Annotated in this window: 21 protein-coding genes and 1 other annotated feature; of the genes, 5 read left to right on the top strand and 16 right to left on the bottom strand. The window is 54.0% G+C overall.

Features of this window, described 5'->3' with window-relative positions; all coding sequences use genetic code 11:
* Window positions 1-7: 7 nt before the first annotated feature.
* Complete coding sequence (ribF, locus tag A936_RS21930) at window positions 8-940, bottom strand: bifunctional riboflavin kinase/FAD synthetase (RefSeq protein WP_008461695.1); 933 nt, start codon at window positions 938-940, stop codon at window positions 8-10.
* A 326-nt stretch (window positions 941-1,266) separates the two neighbouring features.
* On the opposite strand from ribF, the gene rpsT reads away from it, so the two are divergent.
* Complete coding sequence (gene rpsT, locus A936_RS21925) at window positions 1,267-1,530, top strand: 30S ribosomal protein S20 (protein ID WP_008461694.1); 264 nt, start codon at window positions 1,267-1,269, stop codon at window positions 1,528-1,530.
* A 64-nt stretch (window positions 1,531-1,594) separates the two neighbouring features.
* Here rpsT and nhaR read toward each other — a convergent pair whose 3' ends face one another.
* The 4 genes from nhaR to dnaK form a co-directional block, all read right to left on the bottom strand.
* Window positions 1,595-2,488 (bottom strand): transcriptional activator NhaR, encoded by an 894-nt coding sequence (gene nhaR / locus A936_RS21920; RefSeq protein ID WP_008461693.1) that lies wholly within the window; start codon window positions 2,486-2,488, stop codon window positions 1,595-1,597.
* A gap of 66 nt (window positions 2,489-2,554) precedes the next feature.
* The gene (gene nhaA, locus A936_RS21915; RefSeq protein ID WP_008461692.1) at window positions 2,555-3,727 is read right to left on the bottom strand and encodes a Na+/H+ antiporter NhaA; all 1,173 of its coding nucleotides are present in this window, start codon (window positions 3,725-3,727) and stop codon (window positions 2,555-2,557) included.
* Window positions 3,728-3,924: 197 nt separating this feature from the next.
* Window positions 3,925-5,058, bottom strand: a complete 1,134-nt coding sequence (gene dnaJ, locus A936_RS21910) for a molecular chaperone DnaJ (RefSeq protein WP_008461691.1) — start codon at window positions 5,056-5,058, stop codon at window positions 3,925-3,927.
* A gap of 84 nt (window positions 5,059-5,142) precedes the next feature.
* Window positions 5,143-7,065: a molecular chaperone DnaK gene (gene dnaK / locus A936_RS21905; RefSeq protein WP_008461689.1), complete on the bottom strand. Its 1,923-nt coding sequence runs from the start codon at window positions 7,063-7,065 to the stop codon at window positions 5,143-5,145.
* Window positions 7,066-7,362: 297 nt separating this feature from the next.
* Here dnaK and satP point away from each other — a divergent pair, with 297 nt between their 5' ends.
* Window positions 7,363-7,929, top strand: a complete 567-nt coding sequence (gene satP, locus A936_RS21900) for an acetate uptake transporter (RefSeq protein ID WP_008461687.1) — start codon at window positions 7,363-7,365, stop codon at window positions 7,927-7,929.
* A gap of 51 nt (window positions 7,930-7,980) precedes the next feature.
* Here satP and A936_RS21895 read toward each other — a convergent pair whose 3' ends face one another.
* From A936_RS21895 to tal, 3 genes are all read right to left on the bottom strand, one after another.
* Window positions 7,981-9,291 carry an MFS transporter gene (locus tag A936_RS21895; RefSeq protein WP_008461685.1) on the bottom strand — a complete coding sequence of 437 codons (1,311 nt, stop codon included), beginning with the start codon at window positions 9,289-9,291 and terminating at the stop codon, window positions 7,981-7,983.
* A gap of 125 nt (window positions 9,292-9,416) precedes the next feature.
* A complete protein-coding gene (gene mog / locus A936_RS21890) occupies window positions 9,417-10,004 on the bottom strand; it encodes a molybdopterin adenylyltransferase (RefSeq protein ID WP_008461683.1) in 588 nt (195 codons plus the stop codon).
* Window positions 10,005-10,113: 109 nt separating this feature from the next.
* A complete protein-coding gene (gene tal, locus A936_RS21885; RefSeq protein WP_008461680.1) occupies window positions 10,114-11,067 on the bottom strand; it encodes a transaldolase in 954 nt (317 codons plus the stop codon).
* A gap of 217 nt (window positions 11,068-11,284) precedes the next feature.
* On the opposite strand from tal, the gene A936_RS21880 reads away from it, so the two are divergent.
* Window positions 11,285-12,724 carry an alanine/glycine:cation symporter family protein gene (locus A936_RS21880; protein WP_008461678.1) on the top strand — a complete coding sequence of 480 codons (1,440 nt, stop codon included), beginning with the start codon at window positions 11,285-11,287 and terminating at the stop codon, window positions 12,722-12,724.
* A 72-nt stretch (window positions 12,725-12,796) separates the two neighbouring features.
* Window positions 12,797-13,570, top strand: a complete 774-nt coding sequence (gene yaaA / locus A936_RS21875; protein WP_008461676.1) for a peroxide stress protein YaaA — start codon at window positions 12,797-12,799, stop codon at window positions 13,568-13,570.
* A 46-nt stretch (window positions 13,571-13,616) separates the two neighbouring features.
* Here the strand turns inward: yaaA and A936_RS21870 are convergent, their stop codons facing one another.
* The 7 genes from A936_RS21870 to yjjY all read right to left on the bottom strand — a co-directional run bounded on the left by A936_RS21870 (window position 13,617) and on the right by yjjY (window position 20,349).
* Window positions 13,617-13,877: a DUF2502 domain-containing protein gene (locus A936_RS21870; RefSeq protein WP_008461673.1), complete on the bottom strand. Its 261-nt coding sequence runs from the start codon at window positions 13,875-13,877 to the stop codon at window positions 13,617-13,619.
* 212 nt (window positions 13,878-14,089) lie between these two features.
* Window positions 14,090-15,376, bottom strand: coding sequence for a threonine synthase (gene thrC, locus A936_RS21865; RefSeq protein ID WP_008461670.1), 1,287 nt, complete (start codon window positions 15,374-15,376; stop codon window positions 14,090-14,092).
* Between the two features lie 3 nt (window positions 15,377-15,379).
* A complete protein-coding gene (gene thrB / locus A936_RS21860; RefSeq protein WP_008461668.1) occupies window positions 15,380-16,309 on the bottom strand; it encodes a homoserine kinase in 930 nt (309 codons plus the stop codon).
* A 1-nt stretch (window position 16,310) separates the two neighbouring features.
* The gene (gene thrA / locus A936_RS21855; RefSeq protein ID WP_008461666.1) at window positions 16,311-18,773 is read right to left on the bottom strand and encodes a bifunctional aspartate kinase/homoserine dehydrogenase I; all 2,463 of its coding nucleotides are present in this window, start codon (window positions 18,771-18,773) and stop codon (window positions 16,311-16,313) included.
* A gap of 25 nt (window positions 18,774-18,798) precedes the next feature.
* Window positions 18,799-18,916: a sequence feature (Thr leader region), on the bottom strand.
* Window positions 18,855-18,923: a thr operon leader peptide gene (gene thrL, locus A936_RS23125; protein WP_071530522.1), complete on the bottom strand. Its 69-nt coding sequence runs from the start codon at window positions 18,921-18,923 to the stop codon at window positions 18,855-18,857. (Overlaps the previous feature by 62 nt.)
* 196 nt (window positions 18,924-19,119) lie before the next feature.
* Entirely contained in the window at window positions 19,120-19,806 is a 687-nt protein-coding gene (locus A936_RS21850) for a tRNA/rRNA methyltransferase (RefSeq protein WP_008461665.1), read from the bottom strand.
* Window positions 19,807-20,208: 402 nt separating this feature from the next.
* Window positions 20,209-20,349 carry a YjjY family protein gene (gene yjjY, locus A936_RS23360; protein WP_085938930.1) on the bottom strand — a complete coding sequence of 47 codons (141 nt, stop codon included), beginning with the start codon at window positions 20,347-20,349 and terminating at the stop codon, window positions 20,209-20,211.
* A 96-nt stretch (window positions 20,350-20,445) separates the two neighbouring features.
* On the opposite strand from yjjY, the gene arcA reads away from it, so the two are divergent.
* Complete coding sequence (gene arcA, locus A936_RS21845) at window positions 20,446-21,162, top strand: two-component system response regulator ArcA (RefSeq protein ID WP_008461663.1); 717 nt, start codon at window positions 20,446-20,448, stop codon at window positions 21,160-21,162.
* Window positions 21,163-21,219: 57 nt separating this feature from the next.
* Here arcA and A936_RS21840 read toward each other — a convergent pair.
* Window positions 21,220-23,133 (bottom strand): CocE/NonD family hydrolase (locus tag A936_RS21840; RefSeq protein ID WP_008461662.1); only part of this gene is annotated, 1,914 nt, incomplete at its 5' end.

Raw genomic sequence — 23,133 nt, 5'->3', positions numbered from 1 at the left:
TAGCCTTTCAGGCATTTGACTCAAAAAATTCTCGGGCTGACACCACATCTCTGGCGATTTGCGCCTTCAGCTCATCGAGTGAAGCAAATCGCTGCTCATTACGTATCTTTTTACGCAGCACTACTTCTATATGGCGACCATAAAGGTCCATTACAACGTCCAGTAAATGGACTTCAAGCTGCTGGCGTATTCCCGCCACCGTAGGGCGAGTACCGATGTTTGCCACGCCGGCAATCGGCTTTTCACCAAGGCCTGAGACTTCCACCGCATAAACCCCTTTTACCGGGGAAACGTGGCGACGCAGCGGCAGGTTTGCCGTCGGGAAGCCAATAGTACGGCCCAGTTCATCCCCATGCACAACGCGGCCGGAGATCATAAACGGATGCCCTAACAGGTTTTCTGCCTGCTGCAGGTCATCATCGGCCAGCGCCTGGCGCACCGCGGTACTGCTGATACGCACCCCATCGTCACAAAACGTTTGGGTGCTGGTGATATCAAACCCGTATTCGCGCCCAGCCTTCTGTAATAACAAGAAATCCCCCTGGCGACCAGCGCCAAAGCGGAAATCATCCCCCACCGCGAGGAATTGCACCCCAAGCCGGTCAACCAGAAGGTCGCTCACAAAGTTTTGTGCGCTCAGCGCGGCGAAGCGGCGATCAAAGCGCACGCACAGCACGTAGTCCACGCCACACTCGGCCAGGTAGCGCAGCTTTTCTCGCAGGCGAGTCAACCGGGCAGGGGCTTTTTCCGGTGCAAACAATTCGAGCGGTTGAGGCTCAAAAATCATGACCATTACCGGAAGGTTGCGCGCACGCCCCTCTTCGCACAGACCCTTTAATAGCGCCTGGTGGCCACGATGCACGCCGTCGAAATTACCAATGGTGAGTACACACCCGTGGTGCTCCCGGCGCAGATTATGTATACCGCGTATCAGCTTCATGGCTGGCTCAAAACAGTGGAAATTGGCGGATTATACCAACTACCGCGATTAAGGTTAACCGGCGATTAGCGCCTTTAACGTAAAGCTTGAATGAATTCATTGTACTGGGAAGGGCTTTGCGCAGACTTCGCATTTGTCTTGACGAATTTTGATGCGAAAGACTGTATTCCGAAGCCTGATGCTGGTAGAATCCGCGCCATCACACGTAAGAGGTGTCGGAAATTTAACGACGCTTATTTGCACAAATCCATTGACAAAAGAAGGCTAACGGGGCATATTCCTCGGCCTTTGAATTGTCCACATAGATCATATTTGGGAGTTGGACCTTGGCTAATATCAAATCAGCTAAGAAACGTGCCGTACAGTCTGAAAAGGCTCGTAAGCACAACGCAAGCCGTCGCTCTATGATGCGTACTTTCATCAAGAAAGTATACGCAGCGATTGAAACTGGCGATAAAGCTGCTGCACAGAAAGCATTTAACGAAATGCAACCAATCGTGGACCGTCAGGCTGCTAAAGGTCTGATCCACAAAAACAAAGCTGCGCGTCATAAAGCAAACCTGACTGCGCAAATCAACAAACTGGCTTAATCGCCTTTTTGCTGTGAGCTTTGATAAAAAAACCGGCTAACGCCGGTTTTTTTATGCCTGTCATTCAGTCAACTTTAAACAGCGCGGAGTAATCCTTGCTGCAGATGCGCTGCACCGCAGGATGCTGAATCATGCGTTCGGCAAAAATGGCATGGTACTCCTCCAGCACGTTATCCATTCTGCCTATCTCGACGATATCGTCATCGCTATAGATATCCTGCGCATACAGCGTCGGTGCCACAAAGATAGCGTTATGTGCGGCGCCAAACGCCTTCATCAGCGCGGCATCATCAAACTCGCCCAGAATCTCAATCTTCAGTCCCTGGATGTTAATCCAGTTAAGCAGTTTGCGGCCCAGCATTGAGCGACGCCCGGGAATAAGCAGACGTCTGGTTTCCAGACAGGCGGGGAAAGGCAGTTCAGGCTTCGGTCCCTGGCACCAGAAACTGATACCGCATTCACCGAGCTTCACCGAGAACAGCCCTTCCTGCTGAGTAGAATCAATCGGGCAGTCCGAGATGATCATATCCAGCTTATGCTGGCTAAGCTGCTCCAGCAGCATTTCATGGGTAGATTCAAAACAGCGCAGGTGGATCTGCTCATCCTCGACCACGGCCGCATCCAGCACGCCGCTAACCAGACGCTTGGATAACGCATCCGCCACGCCAACATCAAACAAAATGTTAGCTTCTTTACGGTAGTTAACGATATCCAGCATTTCCTGGCTCAGGGTAAACATTCTGTCGGCGTAGCGGAACACCAGTTGCCCCAGCTCCGAAGGGACAAGTCCCCTGCCCTGACGGCGGAATAGTTTGCCCTGCAGGCGCTCTTCAAGCGCTTTGATTTGCCCGGTGATCGTTTGTGGGGTCAGGAACAATGCCTCAGCGGCACCGACAACCGACCCTTCTTTGCAAACGTGCCAGAAATAATAAAGATGATTGTAATTGATATGGGACATGCCCTTCACTCCCTGAGAATTAATCCATTATCGGGTCATCTGACGATGACCCGGCAGCCAGTAACGTCATGAAGTCGCCTTAGGCAATCGTACTTTTAGCATCATGAAGCCGACGACAGCAGAGAGTAACGACCCCAGCAAAATGCCCAGTTTCGCCCAGGTAATCAGCTCCGCGTCAACGTCGCCAAAGGCCAGTGAAGCGATGAAGATGGACATCGTAAACCCTATGCCACACAGCACGCCTACCGCCATAATATCCCTGAAGCTTGTTCCCTCTGGCAGTGAGGCAAGCTTAAACTTCAGCGCCAGCCAGCAAAACAGGCTGATACCCAGCGGCTTACCGATGAACAACCCGGCCATAATACCCAGCGGCAGAAGCGACGTTAGCCCCTGCATGGTCACTCCGCTGAGGGAAACCCCTGCATTAGCAAAAGCAAACAGCGGCAGGATCAGGAAGGCGACCCACGGATGCAGCACATGCTCCAGGTCCTGAGCTGGCGAGCGTCCCTTTTCTTCTTTCAGTGGAATGAAGAAGCCAATAATCACGCCTGCAAGCGTGGCATGCACGCCTGATTTCAGTACCGCAGTCCACAATATTACGCCCACCAGAATGTAGACTCCGGTACGACGCACGTTAAACAGGTTCAGCAATGCCAGTGCCACAATGGCCACGGCAGCGACACCTAGCGACATCACCGAAAGATCGCTGGTATAAAACAGCGCGATAATCACAATTGCGCCAAGATCATCAATAATTGCCAGCGCCATCAGGAAAACCTTCAGCGCCAGCGGGACACGGTTGCCTAGAAGCGCAAGGATCCCTAAAGCAAAGGCAATGTCGGTTGCCGCAGGTATCGCCCAGCCTTCACGGGTTACAGGATCAGCATAGTTAAAAACCAGATAAAGCAGAGCCGGTACCACCATCCCACCCAGGGCGGCAATGACCGGGAATGAAGCCTGACGGCGATCGGCCAGTGACCCGATAACCATTTCCCTCTTTACCTCAAGGCCAATCATCAGGAAGAAAATCGCCATCAAGGCATCATTCACCCACAGCAGCAGATTTTTACTGATATCCAGCGGCCCAATTCTCACTTCAACAGGTGTGGCAAGAAAAGCCTCATAGCCAGCGCTGGTCGATCCCATATTTGCCAGTAGCATTGCCAGTGCCGCAGCAACAATCAAAAAAATACCGCCAGCGGCATCATTCTGAAAGAAACGTTGCAGATTTTTAGTCATTATTTCACCCAACTCTCTAAGTAGCGTATTCATCCTGAACACTAATAGGGTAGCCAGAATAGCGACAATGACACATCGTTAAAAACAGCTTATATGGCAAAAAAAGATCGGAAAAACCGACCCATATCAAAAAGCATAAAAAAACCTGAACCGAATGAAGCAGTTCAGGTTTTTTGAAGCATACCAACAGGAAGAAATTACCGAGTTAAATCATCAAAGAATTTCTTCACCCCGTCGAAGAAGCTCTTCGAACGCGGGCTGTTATTCGCCCCGGTAGGGCCGCCGAAGCTCTCTTCTAAATCACGCAGCAGCTTTTTCTGTTTTTCGTTCAGACTAACTGGCGTCTCTACAACGACACGGCACAGCAGATCGCCCTGCGCACCGCCTCGTACGGACTTCACGCCTTTACCGCGCATTCTGAACAGCTTGCCGGTTTGTGTTTCACCCGGAACCTTCAAGTTAACTCGACCGTCCAGGGTTGGAACTTCAATTTCTCCACCCAGCGCAGCCATCGCAAAGTTGATCGGCACTTCGCAGTAGAGGTTATTGCCTTCGCGTTCGAAGATTGGGTGCTGTTTCACCTGAACCTGAACGTACAGATCGCCTGATGGCGCGCCGTGTTCGCCCGCTTCGCCTTCGCCAGACAGACGAATACGGTCTCCGGTATCCACGCCTGCCGGGATTTTCACCGACAGCGTTTTGGTTTTCTCTACGCGGCCGTGACCGTGGCAGCTGTTGCACGGATCTTTAATGATAGTGCCGCGGCCCTGACAGTGCGGGCAGCTTTGCTGCACGGTAAAGAAGCCCTGGCGCATCTGCACCTGGCCCTGGCCGTGACAGGTTGGACAGGTCTGCGGGGAAGATCCTTTCTTCGCGCCGCTGCCGTGGCAAACTTCGCACTCTTCGAGCGTCGGGATACGGATCTCTTTGGTGACGCCACGAACCGCTTCCTCAAGCGTTAAGTCCATGTTGTAGCGCAGGTCTGCACCGCGGGACGCACGCTGGCGGCGCCCGCCACCAAAAATGTCGCCGAATACGTCGCCAAAGATATCGCTGAAGTCGGCACCGCCGCCACCAAAGCCGCCGCCGCCGCCCATACCACCTTGTTCAAACGCAGCGTGACCGTACTGATCGTAGGCCGCACGTTTTTGGTCATCGGTCAGGATTTCGTAGGCTTCTTTGATCTCTTTGAACTTCGCCTCGGCCTCTTTATCGCCCTGGTTACGGTCCGGATGGAACTTCATCGCCAGGCGCTTGTAAGCCTTTTTGATTTCACGCTCTTCCGCTGACTTCGGAACGCCTAAAACCTCGTAATAGTCTCTCTTCGCCATCTCTTTTTTCTGCCCTTAACATACGAGCACGGGCGTGGAGTAAACTCCGCGCCCGTGCCGGTTAATTACCCTGCATCAGGGCGATTATTTTTTATCTTTAACTTCTTCGAACTCGGCATCAACAACATCGTCGTCTTTGCCGGCGTTGGCGTGGCCTGCATCTGCGGCATTGCCAGCCTGCTGCTCAGCGTGCTGCTGCTGAGCCAGTTCCATCAGCTTCTGGGAAACTTCAGCCAGAGCCTGGATTTTAGCTTCGATGTCCGCTTTGTCTTCGCCCTTCAGGGACGCTTCCAGCGCGGTCAGCGCAGACTCGATAGCAGTTTTGTCGTCAGCCGGCAGTTTGTCGCCTGCTTCTTCAACCTGCTTACGGGTGCTGTGCAGCAGATGGTCACCCTGGTTACGGGTCTGAACCAGCTCTTCGAACTTACGGTCAGCTTCGGCGTTAGCTTCTGCATCACGAACCATTTTCTGGATTTCGTCTTCGTTCAGGCCAGAAGATGCTTTGATGGTGATCTTCTGCTCTTTGCCGCTGTTTTTGTCTTTCGCGGAGACGTGCAGAATACCGTCAGCATCGATGTCGAAGGTGACTTCGATCTGTGGCATACCGCGCGGTGCCGGGCTGATCCCATCCAGGTTGAACTGACCCAGTGATTTGTTATCGGATGCGCGTTTACGCTCACCCTGAATCACGTGGATGGTTACCGCAGACTGGTTATCTTCCGCAGTAGAGAACACCTGGCTGTGCTTGGTTGGGATGGTGGTGTTTTTGCTGATGAGCGCAGTCATCACGCCACCCATAGTTTCTATACCCAGAGACAGTGGGGTAACGTCCAGCAACAGCACGTCTTTTACATCACCGGTCAGCACGCCGCCCTGAACCGCTGCACCGATAGCAACAGCTTCGTCCGGGTTAACGTCTTTACGCGGCTCTTTACCGAAGAACTCAGCAACTTTTTTCTGCACCATTGGCATACGAGTCTGACCGCCGACCAGGATAACGTCCTGGATATCGGAAACGGACAGGCCAGCATCCTGCAGGGCAACTTTCAGCGGCTCGATAGAACGGTTGACCAGGTCTTCGACCAGGGATTCCAGTTTCGCACGAGTCACTTTGATGTTCATATGCTTTGGACCGGTCGCGTCTGCAGTGATGTACGGCAGGTTTACGTCGGTCTGCTGTGCAGAAGAAAGCTCGATTTTGGCTTTTTCTGCCGCTTCTTTCAGGCGCTGCATTGCCAGCGGATCGTTACGCAGGTCAATGCCCTGATCTTTCTTAAACTCGTCAACGAGGTAGTTGATCATACGGCTGTCGAAGTCTTCACCACCCAGGTGGGTATCACCATTGGTTGCCAGAACTTCGAAGGTTTTCTCGCCGTCAACTTCGTCGATTTCGATAATAGAGATATCGAAAGTACCACCACCGAGGTCGTAAACCGCGATAGTACGGTTGCCGACTTCTTTATCCAGGCCGTAAGCCAGAGCGGCAGCGGTTGGTTCGTTGATGATACGTTTCACTTCCAGACCTGCGATACGGCCAGCATCTTTGGTTGCCTGACGCTGAGCATCGTTAAAGTATGCAGGTACGGTGATAACAGCTTCGGTTACCGGCTCACCCAGGTAATCTTCAGCGGTTTTCTTCATTTTCTTCAGCACTTCAGCAGAGATCTGCGGCGGTGCCATTTTCTGACCTTTTACGTCAATCCATGCGTCGCCGTTGTCAGCGCCGATGATTTTGTAAGGCATGATGGCTTCATCACGCTGCACTTCTTCGTCCTGGAAGCGACGGCCAATCAGGCGTTTAATCGCAAACAGAGTGTTTTGCGGGTTAGTCACTGCCTGACGTTTAGCCGGCTGACCTACCAGGATTTCGCCGTCCTGCGTGTAAGCAATGATAGAAGGCGTGGTGCGGTCGCCCTCGGCGTTCTCCAGCACACGAGCAGTTGTACCATCCATAATCGCGACACAAGAGTTAGTAGTCCCCAGGTCGATACCAATAATTTTACCCATCTAAACGTCTCCACTAAAAATTCGTCATCATGTGGTTGTGAACCTGTTATGCGGGCAAAAGCGTCTGTTTCAACTGCCCGAAGCGTTTTTTTTCAGGTCCGCCAACTGCGGTTGCATACAAGATGGGGTCGCAACGCTTGCCATCAAGGGGCAGGTGAAAAAAAATTTTCTGCTTTCCCCCCGCTCAGATCATAGACGCCGACGTGCTGCCTGATTATTATGCCGCGCCCGCAACCGGACTCCCGGCTGCGGGGCCTTAATTAACACTACATTTCAGATGAATTTTTCAGAGGAACTATGGGCAACACTAAGTTGGCTAATCCAGCTCCCCTGGGCTTAATGGGCTTCGGCATGACCACCATTTTGCTCAACCTGCATAACGCAGGTATTTTTGGTTTTGACGTTACTATCCTCGCGATGGGGATTTTCTACGGCGGTATCGCACAAATCTTCGCGGGCCTGCTGGAGTTTAAAAAAGGGAACACTTTCGGTTTAACCGCCTTCACCTCCTACGGCTCTTTCTGGCTGACGCTGGTGGCGATTCTGCTGATGCCTAAAATGGGCCTCAGCGATGCGGCCAACGGCCACTTCCTTGGCGCGTACCTGGGCCTGTGGGGTGTTTTCACCCTGTTCATGTTCTTCGGCACCCTGAAGGCCCCACGTATGCTGCAGTTCGTGTTTGCCAGCCTGACCGTGCTGTTTGCCCTGCTGGCGATAGGCCACCTGGCAGATAACGAAGGTATGGTGAAAGTCGCGGGCTGGATTGGCCTGGTCTGTGGCGCCAGCGCTATCTACCTGGCGATGGGTGAAGTGCTGAACGAGCAGTTTGGCCGCACCGTGCTGCCTATCGGCGAAAAGCACTAATCTTCCTTTAGCGGAAAACAAAACGCGGAGCCCTGCTCCGCGTTTTTTTATTCAGGAAGGCGTCAGCGCCCTTTCTTCTATCTTGTCCTGATGATGAATATCCTTTCTTAGCCAAATCCCCATCACCAAACCCACAACGGCAAGCGCCAGCACGTACCAGGCCGGAGCCATCGGCGAAACGCCCATTAACATGGTGACCGCAATCGGCGTCAGGCCGCCAAAAATGGCATAGGACAGATTGTAAGAAAACGAAATTCCGGTGAATCGTACCTGCGCCGGGAAGGCTCGCACCATAACAAATGGTACAGCGCCAACCACGCCCACGCTCAGCCCGACCAGGCCATACAGCAAGAAGAGATGTTCTGGATGCGTCCCACTCAGGTGATAAAACATCCAGCTACAGATGGCGAGCAAGATGCTGCCGACGGTAAAGGTTTTCCCTGAGCCATAGCGGTCAGCCGACAGCCCTGCCAGCAGGCAGCCCACGCACAGCATAATCGTGGCGATACTGTTTGCCTGCAACGTTAAGGCAGGCGCGATCCCATGCTGTTTTTGCAGCCAGATCGGCGACATCAATATCACCACCACGATGCAGGCGGAGAGCAGCCAGGTCAGCAGCATAGAAACCACCACCGCTTTTTTATGCCCAACCACGACTGACTTAAGCGGCATCTCCTCGGCCAGCGCTTTACGCTGCTGCATTTCGAGGAAGATCGGCGTTTCACGCAGCCAGCGGCGAAGGTACATCGCCACCAGACCAAAAATCCCGCCAAGGAAGAAAGGAATGCGCCAGCCGCCGTCATGAATCGCCTGCTGGGTCATGGAAGTATTAATAATGGTTGCCACCACGGAGCCCAACAGAATCCCGACGGTCAGCCCCATCGTCAGAATGCCGCAGGCAATACCAATCCGCTTATCCGGCACATGCTCAGAGACAAACACCCAGGCACCCGGCACTTCGCCGCCGATGGCCGCCCCCTGCAGAATACGCATCAGCAGCAGCAACAGCGGAGCCGCAATGCCTAATGAAGCGTACGTTGGCAACAAACCTATGGCCAGTGTCGGTATCGCCATCAGCAGAATACTGAGGGTAAACATCTTTTTGCGGCCGACCAGATCGCCAAAGTGCGCCATCACAACCCCGCCCAGCGGACGCACAAGATAACCGGCCGCAAAAATAGCGAATGTCTGCACCTGGCGCAGCCACTCCGGGATATCGGCCGGGAAGAAGAGCTCTCCCAGCACCGCCGCAAAGAAGACGAAGATAATGAAGTCGTAGAATTCGAGGGCGCCACCGAGGGCTGCAAGCGTCAGGGTTTTGTAATCCTGCCGGTTAAGAGGTCTGGCGTGCTGTTTTGACATAGGGGACCGCTTGTAAAGAGGAGTGTTAATTATTTTTTCCGTTTAGCTGTAAAGCCAGAGTTACTATAACGATAAAATGTTCACACTCCATACCAATTCGATCTTATGTCACAAAAGCTAATTATTCAGGGTTTTGTCTCGCGCCGAGCGCTTTTAGGGCGGAAAGCTGCTACCACATGGTCATGCGTTTCAACATAAGGCCCATCCAGCAGCTGTATACAATACGGTACACTCGCAAAAATTCCCGGCACCACAACCTTGCCGGTTTCATCTTTCACGCCTTCCAGCGTTTCCTGAATAGATTTTGGCTGCCCCGGAAGGTTGAGGATCAAGGCCTGTTTGCGAATGACGCCCACCTGACGCGAGAGGATCGCTGTCGGGACAAAATGCAGGCTGATCTGACGCATCTGTTCGCCAAAGCCGGGCATTAACCGATCGGCGACGGCAAGCGTAGCGTCCGGCGTTACGTCACGACGCGCCGGCCCGGTTCCGCCGGTGGTCAGCACCAAATGGCAGGCCATCTCATCCACCAGCTCGCAAAGTGCTTGTTCAATGAGGGATTGCTCGTCAGGGATCAGACGGGTTTCTATTTTAAACGGCGTCGTCAACGTCTGCTCAAGCCACTCTTGCAGCGCAGGGATGCCTTTATCCTGATAAACGCCGCTAGAAGCGCGGTCTGAAATGGACACGAGTCCAATGCGTAAGGTATTCATATCAATCCCGGAAATCAGCAAGTCTGAGAGGAATGATACACGGGGAAAGGCGTTGCAGACAGGGAAAGCGGTGAAAAGCGTGGCCGACGGAAGCCGGCCACGAGAATGATTACAGCAGGTCGCCGATCATTTTTTCCAGTTTTTCCTGGTCGATAGCAAACTTACGGATACCGTCCGCCAGTTTGTCTACGGCCATTGGATCCTGGTTGTGCTGCCACAGGAACTGGGACTCGGTGATACGCTCAGGACGCGCTTTCACTTCCCCGGTGTAGCTCAGCTTACGCTCAATTGCGCCTTCGCTTTCTGCCAGCTCTTTCAGCAGGGCAGGTGCGATAGTCAGGCGGTCACAGCCAGCCAGCTCGACGATTTCACCGACGTTACGGAAGCTTGCACCCATCACCACGGTTTCGTAACCGTGCTGCTTGTAGTACTGGTAGATTTCGGTCACGGAAACCACGCCTGGATCTTCCTGCGGAGCGTACTCTTTCTTGTCGGTGTTAGCTTTGTACCAGTCAAGGATACGGCCAACGAACGGAGAAATCAGGAACACGCCAGCTTCAGCACAGGCACGAGCCTGAGCGAAGGAGAACAGCAGGGTCAGGTTACAGTTGATGCCTTCTTTTTCCAGCTGCTCTGCAGCGCGGATGCCCTGCCAGGTAGAAGCCAGTTTAATCAGGATGCGATCGTTGCTGATGCCCGCGTCGTTGTAGAGCTTGATCAGGTGTTTGGCTTTCGCGATGCTGGCTTCGGTGTCATAGGAAAGGCGAGCATCCACTTCGGTCGAGATACGGCCAGGGATCAGCTTCAGAATTTCCAGGCCAATGTTTACCGCCAGCTTGTCGGAAGCGTCAACCACCTGCTGAGCGCGATCGTTGCTCTGGCTACGAGCCCAGGTAATCGCTTCGTCGATCAGTTTACGGTACTCAGGGATCTGCGCAGCGTTAAGGATCAGAGAAGGGTTGGTAGTAGCATCTTGCGGCTGGTACAGCTTCATCGCCGCGATATCTCCGGTGTCAGCAACCACGGTGGTCAGTTGACGCAAAGAAGTCAATTTATCCGTCATAATGAGTGTTTCTCTTCAGGTGTAGCTTGTTAGGGAGATGTAACCGGTCTGGCTTGATGATATCACGCCGCCCATCAGGTGCAACCGCGACAAGTGCTGTCCGTCCAGTGGACGAGAATATGCTAAACTCGACCGCCATTTTATCTGTAACGTAATGGATTGCATGGCCCGGGCCCGTCAACCTCGCCGCCATCACGCATTAACAAGAGGGACGTTAATGACAGATTTTTTATTTTTTATCAATGAGGTACTTTGGGGCTCGGTCCTACTTTGGCTGCTTATTGGCGCGGGCATCTGGTTCACCTTCCGCAGCGGCTTCGTCCAGTTCCGTTACTTTACCCGGCTGCGCCTTTTCCTGCGCAACAGCGACTCGCCGGATCCTTCCGGAATATCCTCATTCCAGGCACTTTGCACCAGCCTTGCCGCGCGCGTCGGCAGCGGTAACCTTGCGGGCATTGCGCTGGCCATCTCAGCAGGTGGCCCCGGTTCGGTGTTCTGGATGTGGGTTGCCGCCGTGCTCAGCATGGCCACTGCCTTCGCAGAGTGCTCCCTCGCCCAACTCTATAAAACCCGCGACAAAGAAGGAAACTACCGCGGCGGCCCGGCCTGGTATATGGAGCGTGGGCTTGGCATGCGCTGGATGGGAGTGCTGTTTTCCGTCTTTTTGATCGTTGCCTTCGGCATGGTGTTCAACGCCGTACAGGCCAACTCCATCGCGATTGCCACTCACTACGCGTTTGACGTGCCAAAAATCTGGGTAGGCCTATTCCTGGTTATGGTTACCGCGCTGGTCATCTGGCGAGGAATGCGGACCATTGCTCGCCTCTCCCAGTGGCTGGTGCCGCTAATGGCATTACTCTGGGTATGCATGAGCCTGTATGTTGTGGGGCTGCACATTGAACGTTTCCCCGAAGTCATCCGGCTGATTTTCAGCCACGCCTTCGGCTGGCACGAAGCCGCTTCGGGCGCGCTGGGTTATACCGTCAGCCAGGCCATCACCAATGGCTTCCAGCGCGGGATGTTTTCTAACGAAGCTGGCATGGGCTCCACGCCTAACGCAGCCGCAGCGGCGGCCGCATGGCCCCCACACCCGGCCACTCAGGGCGTGGTGCAAATGTTTGGGGTATTAATTGATACGGTGATCATTTGCACCGCGACTGCCGCCATTGTGCTGATGTCCGGCATGATGGATGGCACAGAAACGTCACGCAGCGGCATTATTCTGGTTCAGCAAGCGCTCAGCTCAGCCGTAGGCAGTTGGGGCAGCGGTTTTATCGTGGTTATCGTTTTCCTGTTCGCCTTCACGTCTATCATGGCGAATTACACCTACGCAGAGAACAATTTGCTGTTCCTGAACCAGGACAGCCGCGCGCTGAAATTTTTACTGCGCTTTATGGTGCTCACTATGGTGATGTTCGGTACGCAGGCCGCGCTGCCACTGGTCTGGCAGCTGGCAGACGTGGCGATGGCTATTATGGCGTTAACCAATATCACGGCGATCCTGCTGCTTTCTCCGGTGGTGAAAACGATAGCGGCAGATTATCTGCGCCAGCAAAAGCTGGGCATATCGCCTATTTTCAACCCCAACCGTTTCCCGGAGATTAAGACCCAGCTTGCCCCCGGCGTTTGGGACAGAGACGTGGAAAAAAAACCTTAGCTGATTGCAGCCATAGGCCGCGACAGGCAGGAAATTTGCTAAAGTAACGGCCAAACTATGCAAGGAGTGGACATGCTAATTCTTATCTCACCTGCCAAAACGCTGGATTACCAAAGCGAGCTGCCGACGGACCGCTATACACAGCCGGAACTGTTGGAATATTCACAGCAGTTAATCAGCGTTGCCCGCAAGCTTAGCGCACCGCAAATTGCCTCCCTGATGAGCATCAGCGATAAGCTGGCTTCTCTTAACGAAACCCGTTTCCATGAGTGGCATCCGGCATTTACGCCACAAAACGCGCGCCCGGCTATTCTCGCCTTTAAAGGCGATGTGTATACCGGCCTGCAGGCCGAAGAGTTTAGTGAAGCCGACTTTGATTTCGCCCAACAGCATCTGCGTATGCTTTCCGGGCTGTACGGCGTGCTGCGCCCGCTGGATTTAATGCAGCCTTACCGGCTGGAAATGGGCATTCGCCTGGAAAACCCAAAAGGCAAAGATCTGTATCACTTCTGGGGCGATACGATCACCGAGAAGCTCAATCAGGTGCTGGCCACCCAGGGCGACAATATCGTGGTCAATCTGGCGTCTGATGAATACTTTAAAGCGGTGAAGCCGAAGCAGCTGAACGCGGAGATCGTCAAGCCCGTCTTCCTCGATGAGAAGAACGGCAAGTTTAAAGTCATCAGCTTCTACGCGAAAAAAGCGCGCGGGCTGATGAGCCGCTACATCATTGAGAATCGCCTGACGAAGCCAGAACAACTCAAAGCGTTTAATACCGACGGCTATTTCTTTGATGAAGAAGCGTCCCAGAAAAACGAACTGGTGTTTAAGCGCCACGAGCAATAAAAAAACGCCAGCGTTAAGCTGGCGTTTTACTTTGAACTCGCGCCGGTTACCTGTCCCAGCGATTATCATGATGTTCCCGTGGCGGGCCATCAAACCTTGCGTGGCGCTGCCAACGATGTTCACGCCACTCATAGTGTCTTACCCACCAGTCGTGGTCTCGCCAGTAATGGCCGTCCCAGTAGCGCCCGTGGTTATCCTGATCGCCGAAGTGCAGCGTCACGGCAGGCACCAGCGTGATTTCTCCCGCCTGTACCGCCAGCGGCGTCACCACCAGCAGGGACAACGCCAGAAAAATGGATTTCAACATAATTTGCTCCTTACTTCTTAAGCCGGCCCAGTGGGCCCGTTAAGATGAGCTTATGTCGGAAATCACACCCGCGTTATTCTCCGCAATCCTAATCTCTAAGCACCCGCATTTTATGGGAATTTCTCCTTTTTTCCTGCTAAATGCCTGCTTATTTTCTCCCTGATTTACAGGGAAAAACGCCCCAGTCTGACAAGCAAAATGGGGCTTCAGAATTACGCTTTAACCATCATGAACTTACGCAGTTCGGCAAAATCAGCTGGGAGGTTGTGGGACAGCAGCGGCAGATCGGCGCGGGAGGCCAGCTCCTCCGGCAGCGGCAGCGCTTCGCCCAGAATCTCTTCCACGCTCTCTTTAAACTTCGCCGGATGCGCGGTCCCCAGGAACAGCCCAAACTCACCTGGCTGCAGCTGGTCGCGCAGAGCACGGTAAGCAATCGCCGCGTGTGGTTCAGAAACGTAGCCAATCGCCTTCAGCTCGCGCATCGTGTCTTTGGTGGTTTCATCTGTCACGGCAGCATAGCCAAGGTCGGTCAGACGCCAAATTTTGCGGCGGAAAAGCTCTTCCACTCGCGGCCAGTTGTTCGGCTGGCTAACATCCATGGCGTTGGACAGCGTGGCCACGGTCGCTTTAGGTGCCCACTGGCCTTCAGCCAGGAAACGCGGAACGGTGTCGTTGGCATTAGTCGCCGCAATAAAGCGCTTAATCGGCAGGCCGAGGGATTTTGCCAGCAGGCCAGCCGTCAGATCGCCAAAGTTACCGCTCGGCACGGAGACCACAAGCTGATTACGGGCTTCCTGCGGCAGCTGGGCCACCGCTTCGAAGTAATAGCAGATCTGCGCCAGCAGGCGGCTAATGTTGATGGAGTTTGCCGAGTTTAACCCCAGCGCCACCTTCAGTTCTTCATCATCAAATGCCTGTTTCACCAGCGCCTGGCAGGCATCAAAATCGCCGTCAATCGCCACGGTTTCGATATTTCCACCGAGGGTACAGAACAGTTTTTCCTGCAGCGGGCTGATTTTCCCACGCGGATAAAGAATAACGACGCGCACATTCTTAAGGCCGTAGAACGCATGGGCCACCGCCGCACCGGTATCGCCGGATGTTGCGGTCAGAATGGTTACAGGCTTGTCGCCGCTGATGTGGGTCAGCATCTGCGCCATAAAGCGCCCGCCAAAGTCTTTAAACGCCAGCGTCGGGCCGTGGAACAGTTCCAGGCAGCCCACGTCCGGCTCAACCATATTCACCGGTGCAGGAAACGCGAAGGCCGCACGCACGCGCTCTTCCAGAATCTCCTGCGGGATCTCATCCCCGATAAATGCGGACAAAATTTTGCTGCTACGGCTGACAAAATCCATCTCCAGCATGGCGTCGATTTCAGTCAGTTCAAACTCAGGCAGGTCATGCGGGAAAAACAGGCCCTGCTGTTTGCCCAGGCCCTGGGTAACCGCCTGTGCAAAGGAGACCTGCTCGTTGTGATCTTTAAGGTTGTACAGTTTCATGTCTTATCCCAAAACTCGTGCGCCAGCCGTATCCAGACGGCAAATATGTACAAAACCTTCCTGGTTCTGCAAATAATGTTGGCTGAGCCAGTCAGCCACGCGCTGCGCGGTATCGGTGTTATCGCACAGTGCAAATAAGGTCGGGCCAGAACCCGAAATCCCGCTCGCCAGGGCGCCGATATCCGCCACGGCTTTACGGGACTCATCAAACTTCGGCAGCAGTTTGGCGCGGTAAGGTTCAGCAATCACATCCTTCATCAGCTTCGCCGCGAGTGCAGGCTGGCGGGTATGACAGGCATGAATAAAACCGGCCAGATGGCGACCGTGGCTGATGCAGTCCTGACGGCGATACTGGGCGGGTAAAATCGCACGCGCTTCGGCGGTTGAAACCTTAATCCCAGGGTACGCCAGCACCCAAAGCCACTCATCAAAGCCTGGCACCTGCTGGCTGATGATGCCGTTTTCTTCGATCATTAGCTGCATGCCGCCGAGGAAACAAGGCGCGACGTTATCGTAATGAATGCTGCCGGAAATACGCCCTTCCAGCTCGCCCATCAGCGCCAGCAAGCGTGTGTCGCTCAAAGGCTTACCGCAAAATTCATTCATCGCCATCAGGCCAGCCACCACCGAACAGGCGCTGGATCCCAGCCCGGAGCCGATGGGCATGTTTTTCTCAAGCGTCATCGCCACGGGAATAGTCTTGCCAATTTCCTGGCAGAAACGCTCCCAGCACTGATAAACAATGTTCTCGCGCGGTTCATCCGGCAGCTTGCTGGCGAACCGCCCAAGGTTGGTCAGGCTGAAGCTGTCTGCCGCTTCAACCGTGACGTAATCACCCAAATGTGAGCCATCAACCGGCGACACCGCCGCGCCCAGCACATCAAAACCGACGCTCATATTGGCGCTGGAAGCCGGGGCATATACTTTAACCATCTTAAACTCCTAACTTCCATGACAGGGTGCGAAGCAGATCCGCGAAGACACCGGCGGCGGTAACGTCGTTACCCGCCCCGTAGCCACGCAGTACCAGCGGCAGCGGTTGATAATAGTGGCTGTAGAAGGCCAGGGCATTTTCGCCGTTCTTCACCTTATACAGCGGATCGTTGCCGTCTACGGCGTCGATTTTCACTTTGCAGCTGCCGTCTTCTTCAATAATGCCGACGTAACGTAGCACTTTCCCATCGTCACGCGCCTTCCTCACACGAGCCGTAAACTCATCATCCAACTGAGGAAGGCGTGCCATAAAAGACTCGACGTCTCCGCTTGCATCAAAATTTTCCGGAAGTACGGATTCGATCTCGATATCCGAAAGTTCCAGACTGCTCCCGGTCTCACGTGCCAGGATCAACAGCTTACGCGCCACGTCCATACCGGAAAGATCGTCACGCGGATCCGGTTCGGTATATCCCATTTCACGCGCAGTGCTGGTCGCCAGCGAGAAGCTCATGCCCTCATCCAGCTTCCCGAAGATGTAAGAAAGCGATCCGGAAAGAATGCCTGAGAAACGCTGCAGCTCATCGCCCGCATTCAGCAGGTTTTGCAGGTTTTCGATAACCGGCAAGCCTGCCCCCACGTTGGTGTCGTAGAGGAACTTCCGGCGAGAACTCTCTGCGGCATTACGCAACTGGTGGTAATAATTCATGCTCGAGGTGTTGGCCTTTTTGTTTGGCGTCACCACGTGGAAACCTTCGCTCAGGAAATCAGCGTACTGATCCGCCACGGCCTGGCTGGAAGTACAGTCCACAATCACCGGATTCAGCAGATGATACTCTTTCACCAGGCGGATCAGGCGGCCAAGATTGAACGGCTCTTTGGCCTGCTCCAGCGCCTGCTGCCAGTTTTCGAGATCCAGGCCATGCACGTTAGTCAGCAGGGCTTTAGAATTCGCCACGCCGCAAACGCGCAGGTCGATATGCTTCTCCTTCAACCACGCCTGCTGGCGTTTAACCTGCTCCAGCAGAGCCGCGCCCACGCCGCCAACGCCCACGAGGAACAACTCAATAACCTGATCGGTGTTAAACAGCATCTGGTGAGTCACACGTACGCCAGTCACGGCATCGTCGTTATTGACCACAACGGAGATAGAGCGCTCGGAAGAACCCTGTGCGATAGCGATAATGTTGATATTCGCGCGGGCCAGGGCAGCAAAGAACTTGGCGGAGATACCGCGCAGCGTTTTCATGCCGTCGCCCACGACGGAGATAACCGCCAGGCGTTCGGTGACCGCCAGCGGCTCCAGCAGCTCCTCTTTCAGTTCGAGATAGAATTCGTCTTCCATCGCTTTGCGAGCGCGGCCGCAATCGGCCTGCGGAACGCAGAAGCTGATGCTGTACTCGGAGGAGGACTGGGTGATCAGCACCACGGAGATCCCGGCACGGGACATCGCGGCAAACACGCGTGCAGCCATGCCGACCATGCCTTTCATGCCCGGGCCTGAAACGCTAAACATCGCCATGTTATTCAGGTTAGTGATGCCTTTCACCGGCAGCCCTTCGTCATCGCTCTTGTCGCCAATGAGCGTACCTGGCGCCTGCGGGTTTCCGGTATTTTTAATCAGGCAAGGGATCTGGAACTGGGCAATCGGGGTGATGGTGCGAGGGTGAAGTACTTTGGCGCCGAAGTAGGAAAGCTCCATCGCTTCCTGGTAAGACATCGACTTCAGCAGTCGGGCATCAGGCACCTGGCGTGGGTCGCAGGTATAAACGCCGTCGACGTCAGTCCAGATTTCACAACAGTCGGCTCGCAGACAGGCAGCCAGCACGGCGGCAGAATAGTCGGAACCGTTGCGGCCCAGAACAACCAGCTCGCCTTTGTCGTTCCCGGCGGTAAACCCGGCCATCAGGATCATGTGATCGTCAGGAATGCGGCTGGCGGCAATGCGGCGAGTTGACTCTGCGATATCCACGCTGGAATCCAGGTAATGCCCCACCGCCAGCAGCTTCTCGACCGGATCGATCACGGTCACCTGGTAGCCACGAGCCTGCAGCACGCCCGACATAATAGCGATAGACAGCTTCTCGCCCCGGCAAATGATCGCCGCATTGATGCTGTCCGGGCACTGGCCAAGCAGGCTGATCCCGTGCAGAACATGTTTAAGCTGAGCAAACTCCTGATTCACTAACCCTTTCAGTTCAGCCAGCGGAAAGCCCGGCTGCGCCTCTGCCAGACCATTCAGCAGTTCAGCAAAAATACGCTCTGCGTCGCTGATATTCGGCACAGCGTCCTGGCCCCCGATGGTTTTCTCAATCATCGCCACAAGGTGGTTAGTAATTTTTGCCGGAGCAGACAACACGGTCGCCACCTGCCCCTGTTTGGCATTACTTTCCAGGATATCGGCAACGCGAAGGAAACGCTCCGCATTTGCCACCGAAGTACCACCGAATTTCAACACTCGCATTGTTGTGACCCCTTGATTTTTTCCCGAAAAAAAAGCCCGCACTGTTTAGGTGCGGGCTTTTTTCATTTTTACCTGTATGCGTCAGCCCGCACCGTTACCTGTGGTAATGGTGGTTGTGATAATTGTGGTAATCAGGCTGAAGCGAAACATGGATGTTGTGTGCTCTAAATTTGTAATAGCTCTATTGGTTAAAGCAATCCCTTTACCAAGTCAATTTTTTTTAGTTCTGTCACAAAAAATCGCCTTGCCCGGTCGAGCTGAAAAACCCACCAAAAATGGGAGTAAAAGCGCGTAAACAGCGCAATAAGTTAGATGAACGTCTCAAAAAGAGTCATTCAAAAACATTTCATTCTGGTAATTTTTTTTCGATGTCATGAAGCAAACGGTGAAGCATTGCCGTGTCTCTCTGCTCCAGTAGCCCCAAACGCTGCTGGACCCAATCGACCATTTTTTGGTCGCCCGCAACCTCAAGACGATGCAAAAGCGCTTCCATTCGCAGACGCAGCGCATTCAACTGCTGCCCGTCACCGGCCACGTTTTCCACAGGCGGTTGCTGCATCAAAGCGGAAAGCTGGTAGCAATAAACCATCACGGCCTGCCCCAGGTTAAGCGACGGATAATCCGCGACCATCGGCACGCCGGTTAGCACATCCGCCAACTCCAGCTCTTCGTTGGTCAGCCCGGAATCTTCACGGCCAAAAACCAGCGCAACGCATCCTACCCACTGGCGTTTCTCTTCGAGTATAGGCAGTAGCTGCTGCGGCGTCGCATAGTAATGAAACTTCGCCCGACTGCGGGCCGTTGTGGCGATGGAAAAATCCACGTCACTCAGAGCATCCGCGAGCGTGTCAAAGTGGCGAATTCCATCAAGAATATCGCCCGCGCCGTGCGCAACCCAGCGCGCGGCGGGCTGGAGATGCGCATCACTGGCTACGATCCTCATCTCCGTAAACCCCATGGTCTTCATCGCCCGGGCAGCGGCCCCGACGTTCTCTGCTCTGGCCGGTGAAACCAGGATAATTGGCAAACGCATTGGAACTCTCTTCTAAAATTCGTTAAAACGTGCGAAGTGATGCACAAATTTGGATAATACGCATCGCAAATTTACTTTGTTGCAACATATATTGTGGCTATAACTTCTGATGGACTTATAACTTAAGCTTATGCTTTTACGTGATTATATACCATGAAAATAGGGGAAACACGGGTTATATCCACTTGTTTATCATGGTTTATTTCCCCACAAGAGAAACACAGCTGCAGGCCAGATTCAGCGTACTTTATTTGACGCTTTACGATCTTGATTATTAAAAAGTTGTGACAAAAGCTAGCATTGAGCTACGATGATTTATTGAAACTGTTAACGTGCTACAATTGAAATTGATATATGTCAACGAAGCGTAGTTTTATCAGGTGTCTAAAGCGCGTCAGCCTGTTATGTTGCTGTTAAAATGGTTAGGATAACAGCCGTTTTTGACACCGTCGGGTCCAAAGGGAATGCACCCACGACCAAGCTAATGATGTTGTTGACGTTGATGGAAAGTGCATCAAGAACGCAATTACGTACTTTAGTCATGTTAAGCCCGGCATGTTAATTTATGGCATGTAACAGGCAGGTCAGGGACTTTTGTACTTCCTGTTTCGATTTAGTTGGCAATTTTAGGTAGCAAACATGCAGACCCCGCACATTCTTATCGTCGAAGACGAATTAGTAACACGCAACACGCTTAAAAGCATTTTTGAAGCGGAAGGCTATGATGTTTTTGAAGCGACCGATGGCGCAGAGATGCATCAAATCCTTGCCGATAATGACATTAACCTCGTCATTATGGACATCAACCTGCCGGGTAAAAACGGCCTGCTGCTGGCGCGTGAATTGCGCGAGCAGGCTAACGTGGCGCTGATGTTCCTGACGGGTCGTGACAACGAAGTAGACAAGATTCTCGGTCTTGAAATCGGTGCGGATGACTACATCACCAAACCTTTCAACCCGCGTGAATTGACTATTCGTGCACGTAACCTGCTGTCCCGCACCATGAATTTAGGGGCCATCAGCGAAGAACGTCGTTCCGTTGAAAGTTACAAATTCAACGGCTGGGAGCTGGACATCAACAGCCGCTCTCTGGTTAGCCCGAACGGTGAACAGTATAAGCTGCCGCGCAGTGAATTCCGTGCGATGCTGCACTTCTGTGAAAACCCGGGCAAAATTCAGTCTCGTGCCGAGCTGCTGAAAAAAATGACCGGTCGCGAGCTGAAGCCGCATGACCGTACCGTCGATGTGACCATTCGCCGCATTCGTAAACATTTCGAATCCACGCCGGATACGCCTGAAATTATCGCCACCATCCACGGCGAAGGCTACCGTTTCTGCGGCGATCTGCAGGAATAAGCGGTGAGAAATAACGAAAAGGGCTGACTTCTGTCAGCCCTTTTTTATGCCTGTCTTTCAGCGGGAAATGCGTTCATTCCAGTCCCGGGTAAAGACCACGTCCCCATTGTGTTGAACCGTCATCTTTCCACTGACGATAAAATGCGTCAGGTCACTGCGCATCTCCAGCACAATATCTGTGTCCGTCCACCAGCCTTCCCGGCCGATTTTCATGTTCTGAGTCAGCAGGTAATGCGCCGAGAGAGGATCGCTGTTTTGCACAGTCAACTGGCGCCTAAGGCTATGATCGACGGTGGTATTGATATCATCAAACCGATACACGCCCTCGCCAAAAACGCCGCCCACGCCCTGAGTGATGCTCTGCCAGCTGTCTTTCACCACGTCATAGCGCAGTTCGCGATCGACCCGCCCTGGAGAGAGGATTGTCAGCGGCGTATTGGCTGCCGTTTCAGGATGCGGATTCGGGCCAGCAATCGGCTTCACTTCCCGGCAAACCGGCAATTGCAGCTGAGCGCTGGCCAGATCAACACTAAGCGTCGCATTTTCAGCCATCGGCCAGATCATCGGCCAGAAGGTAGTCGCGAGAGAAACCCGTAGCCGGTGCCCGGCAGCAAAGCGCCAGGCGATGCCGTCCAGCTGCACGGTAACATTGACCTTTTCGCCCGGCACCAGCGCCACGTTCTGCTCCTGCCCCTGCAAATGACTCAGATTCACCCAGCCGTGGCTGACGCGGGTTGATGCTCCGTCAGGTGCAATGTCTGACAGGCGGACATACAGCATGGCCGCAGGTTTATCGCTGGAAAGCGTGACGTTAAACTGCGGGAAACCGTAAATCGCCAGGCTTTCGCTCAGCGGGGCGCTGTCGAAACTTTCAGCCAGTCCGTCATCCATTCGCTGATCGCTTGGGCTTTCCCCCAGCACACCCGCGCCCATCCACTCTCCGGCGAACAACCCGTGATTCTGCACGCTACGGATGTCCTGCCGGTATTCATCGACTAAAGGCGATGTCACCAGCCGGCCAGGCTGCAGATGCCAGCGCTGAGGGAAGGTTTCAGCGTCGGTATCGTTCTCAATGGCAATCCACTCCCCAAAGGCCTGCGGCCGCTGCGAATCAGGTCGCTGGCTGTCGTTGAGCCAGGCCTGGACGCGCGGACCATCCAGCACGTCGTTATCGACATGTTTCAACCAGCGGTCCCACCAGCTCACAGCCTCCTGCAGAAAACCGATGGCCGGCGTAGGCGAGCCATCCTGAGGATAAATATGCGCCCACGGGCCGAGGATCGCCTTGCGCGGGACGTTAAGATTATCCATCAGGCGGAAGACCGCGTTGCTGTAGGAATCCGCCCAGCCGCCCACCGCCATCACCGGGCAGGTAATGGCCTGCCAGTCTTCCCCCACGGAGCCGTGCTTCCAGTAATCATCTTTCAGCGGATGTTCCATCCACAGCGCCGGGAAGAAAGGCATATTTTCAAGGCGATTCAGCCAGGCCTGATACCAGCCCTCCCCGACCAGCTCCGGATCCTGCGGGCGGCTTTGGTAGGCCAGCATAATGCCGCCCCACCACAAATTGTCATTCAGCAGGCAGCCGCCTTTATAGTGGATATCGTCGTTGTAACGATCGTCCGTCGAGCAAACGGTGATAATGGCTTTCAGTGCCGGAGGGCGGCGAGCCGCCAGCTGCAGGCAGTTAAAGCCGCCCCAGGATTTACCCATCATGCCCACGGCGCCGTTGCACCAGCCCTGACGGCTGATCCAGTCGATCACCTCCAGCGCATCCTCTTGCTCCTGCAAAAGATATTCATCGGCCATCAGCCCATCAGAATCCCCGCTGCCGCGCATGTCTACCCGCAGCACCGCATAGCCATTCCCGGCAAAATAGCCGTGCATCGGCTCATCCCGGGTACGCGTCCCGTCGCGCTTGCGGTAGGGAATGTACTCCAGAATGGCGGGCACCGGCTGCTGCGAAGCCGA

Origin of the sequence: Enterobacter sp. Ag1 (assembly GCA_000277545.1) — a bacterium.
Taxonomy (GTDB): Bacteria; Pseudomonadota; Gammaproteobacteria; order Enterobacterales; family Enterobacteriaceae; genus Cedecea.
This window is presented reverse-complemented; position numbering and strand designations above follow the sequence as displayed.

What these genes read in the sequence shown, in the direction of transcription:
- ribF (WP_008461695.1), bottom strand. Translation starts at nt 940, where the DNA reads ATGAAGCTGATACGCGGTATACATAATCTGCGCCGGGAGCACCACGGG.
- thrC (WP_008461670.1), bottom strand. Translation starts at nt 15,376, where the DNA reads ATGAAACTGTACAACCTTAAAGATCACAACGAGCAGGTCTCCTTTGCA.
- satP (WP_008461687.1), top strand. Translation starts at nt 7,363, where the DNA reads ATGGGCAACACTAAGTTGGCTAATCCAGCTCCCCTGGGCTTAATGGGC.
- A936_RS21880 (WP_008461678.1), top strand. Translation starts at nt 11,285, where the DNA reads ATGACAGATTTTTTATTTTTTATCAATGAGGTACTTTGGGGCTCGGTC.
- nhaR (WP_008461693.1), bottom strand. Translation starts at nt 2,488, where the DNA reads ATGTCCCATATCAATTACAATCATCTTTATTATTTCTGGCACGTTTGC.
- tal (WP_008461680.1), bottom strand. Translation starts at nt 11,067, where the DNA reads ATGACGGATAAATTGACTTCTTTGCGTCAACTGACCACCGTGGTTGCT.
- dnaK (WP_008461689.1), bottom strand. Translation starts at nt 7,065, where the DNA reads ATGGGTAAAATTATTGGTATCGACCTGGGGACTACTAACTCTTGTGTC.
- A936_RS21870 (WP_008461673.1), bottom strand. Translation starts at nt 13,877, where the DNA reads ATGTTGAAATCCATTTTTCTGGCGTTGTCCCTGCTGGTGGTGACGCCG.
- yjjY (WP_085938930.1), bottom strand. Translation starts at nt 20,349, where the DNA reads ATGACTAAAGTACGTAATTGCGTTCTTGATGCACTTTCCATCAACGTC.
- thrA (WP_008461666.1), bottom strand. Translation starts at nt 18,773, where the DNA reads ATGCGAGTGTTGAAATTCGGTGGTACTTCGGTGGCAAATGCGGAGCGT.
- nhaA (WP_008461692.1), bottom strand. Translation starts at nt 3,727, where the DNA reads ATGACTAAAAATCTGCAACGTTTCTTTCAGAATGATGCCGCTGGCGGT.
- thrB (WP_008461668.1), bottom strand. Translation starts at nt 16,309, where the DNA reads ATGGTTAAAGTATATGCCCCGGCTTCCAGCGCCAATATGAGCGTCGGT.
- dnaJ (WP_008461691.1), bottom strand. Translation starts at nt 5,058, where the DNA reads ATGGCGAAGAGAGACTATTACGAGGTTTTAGGCGTTCCGAAGTCAGCG.
- arcA (WP_008461663.1), top strand. Translation starts at nt 20,446, where the DNA reads ATGCAGACCCCGCACATTCTTATCGTCGAAGACGAATTAGTAACACGC.
- yaaA (WP_008461676.1), top strand. Translation starts at nt 12,797, where the DNA reads ATGCTAATTCTTATCTCACCTGCCAAAACGCTGGATTACCAAAGCGAG.
- mog (WP_008461683.1), bottom strand. Translation starts at nt 10,004, where the DNA reads ATGAATACCTTACGCATTGGACTCGTGTCCATTTCAGACCGCGCTTCT.
- A936_RS21895 (WP_008461685.1), bottom strand. Translation starts at nt 9,291, where the DNA reads ATGTCAAAACAGCACGCCAGACCTCTTAACCGGCAGGATTACAAAACC.
- A936_RS21850 (WP_008461665.1), bottom strand. Translation starts at nt 19,806, where the DNA reads ATGCGTTTGCCAATTATCCTGGTTTCACCGGCCAGAGCAGAGAACGTC.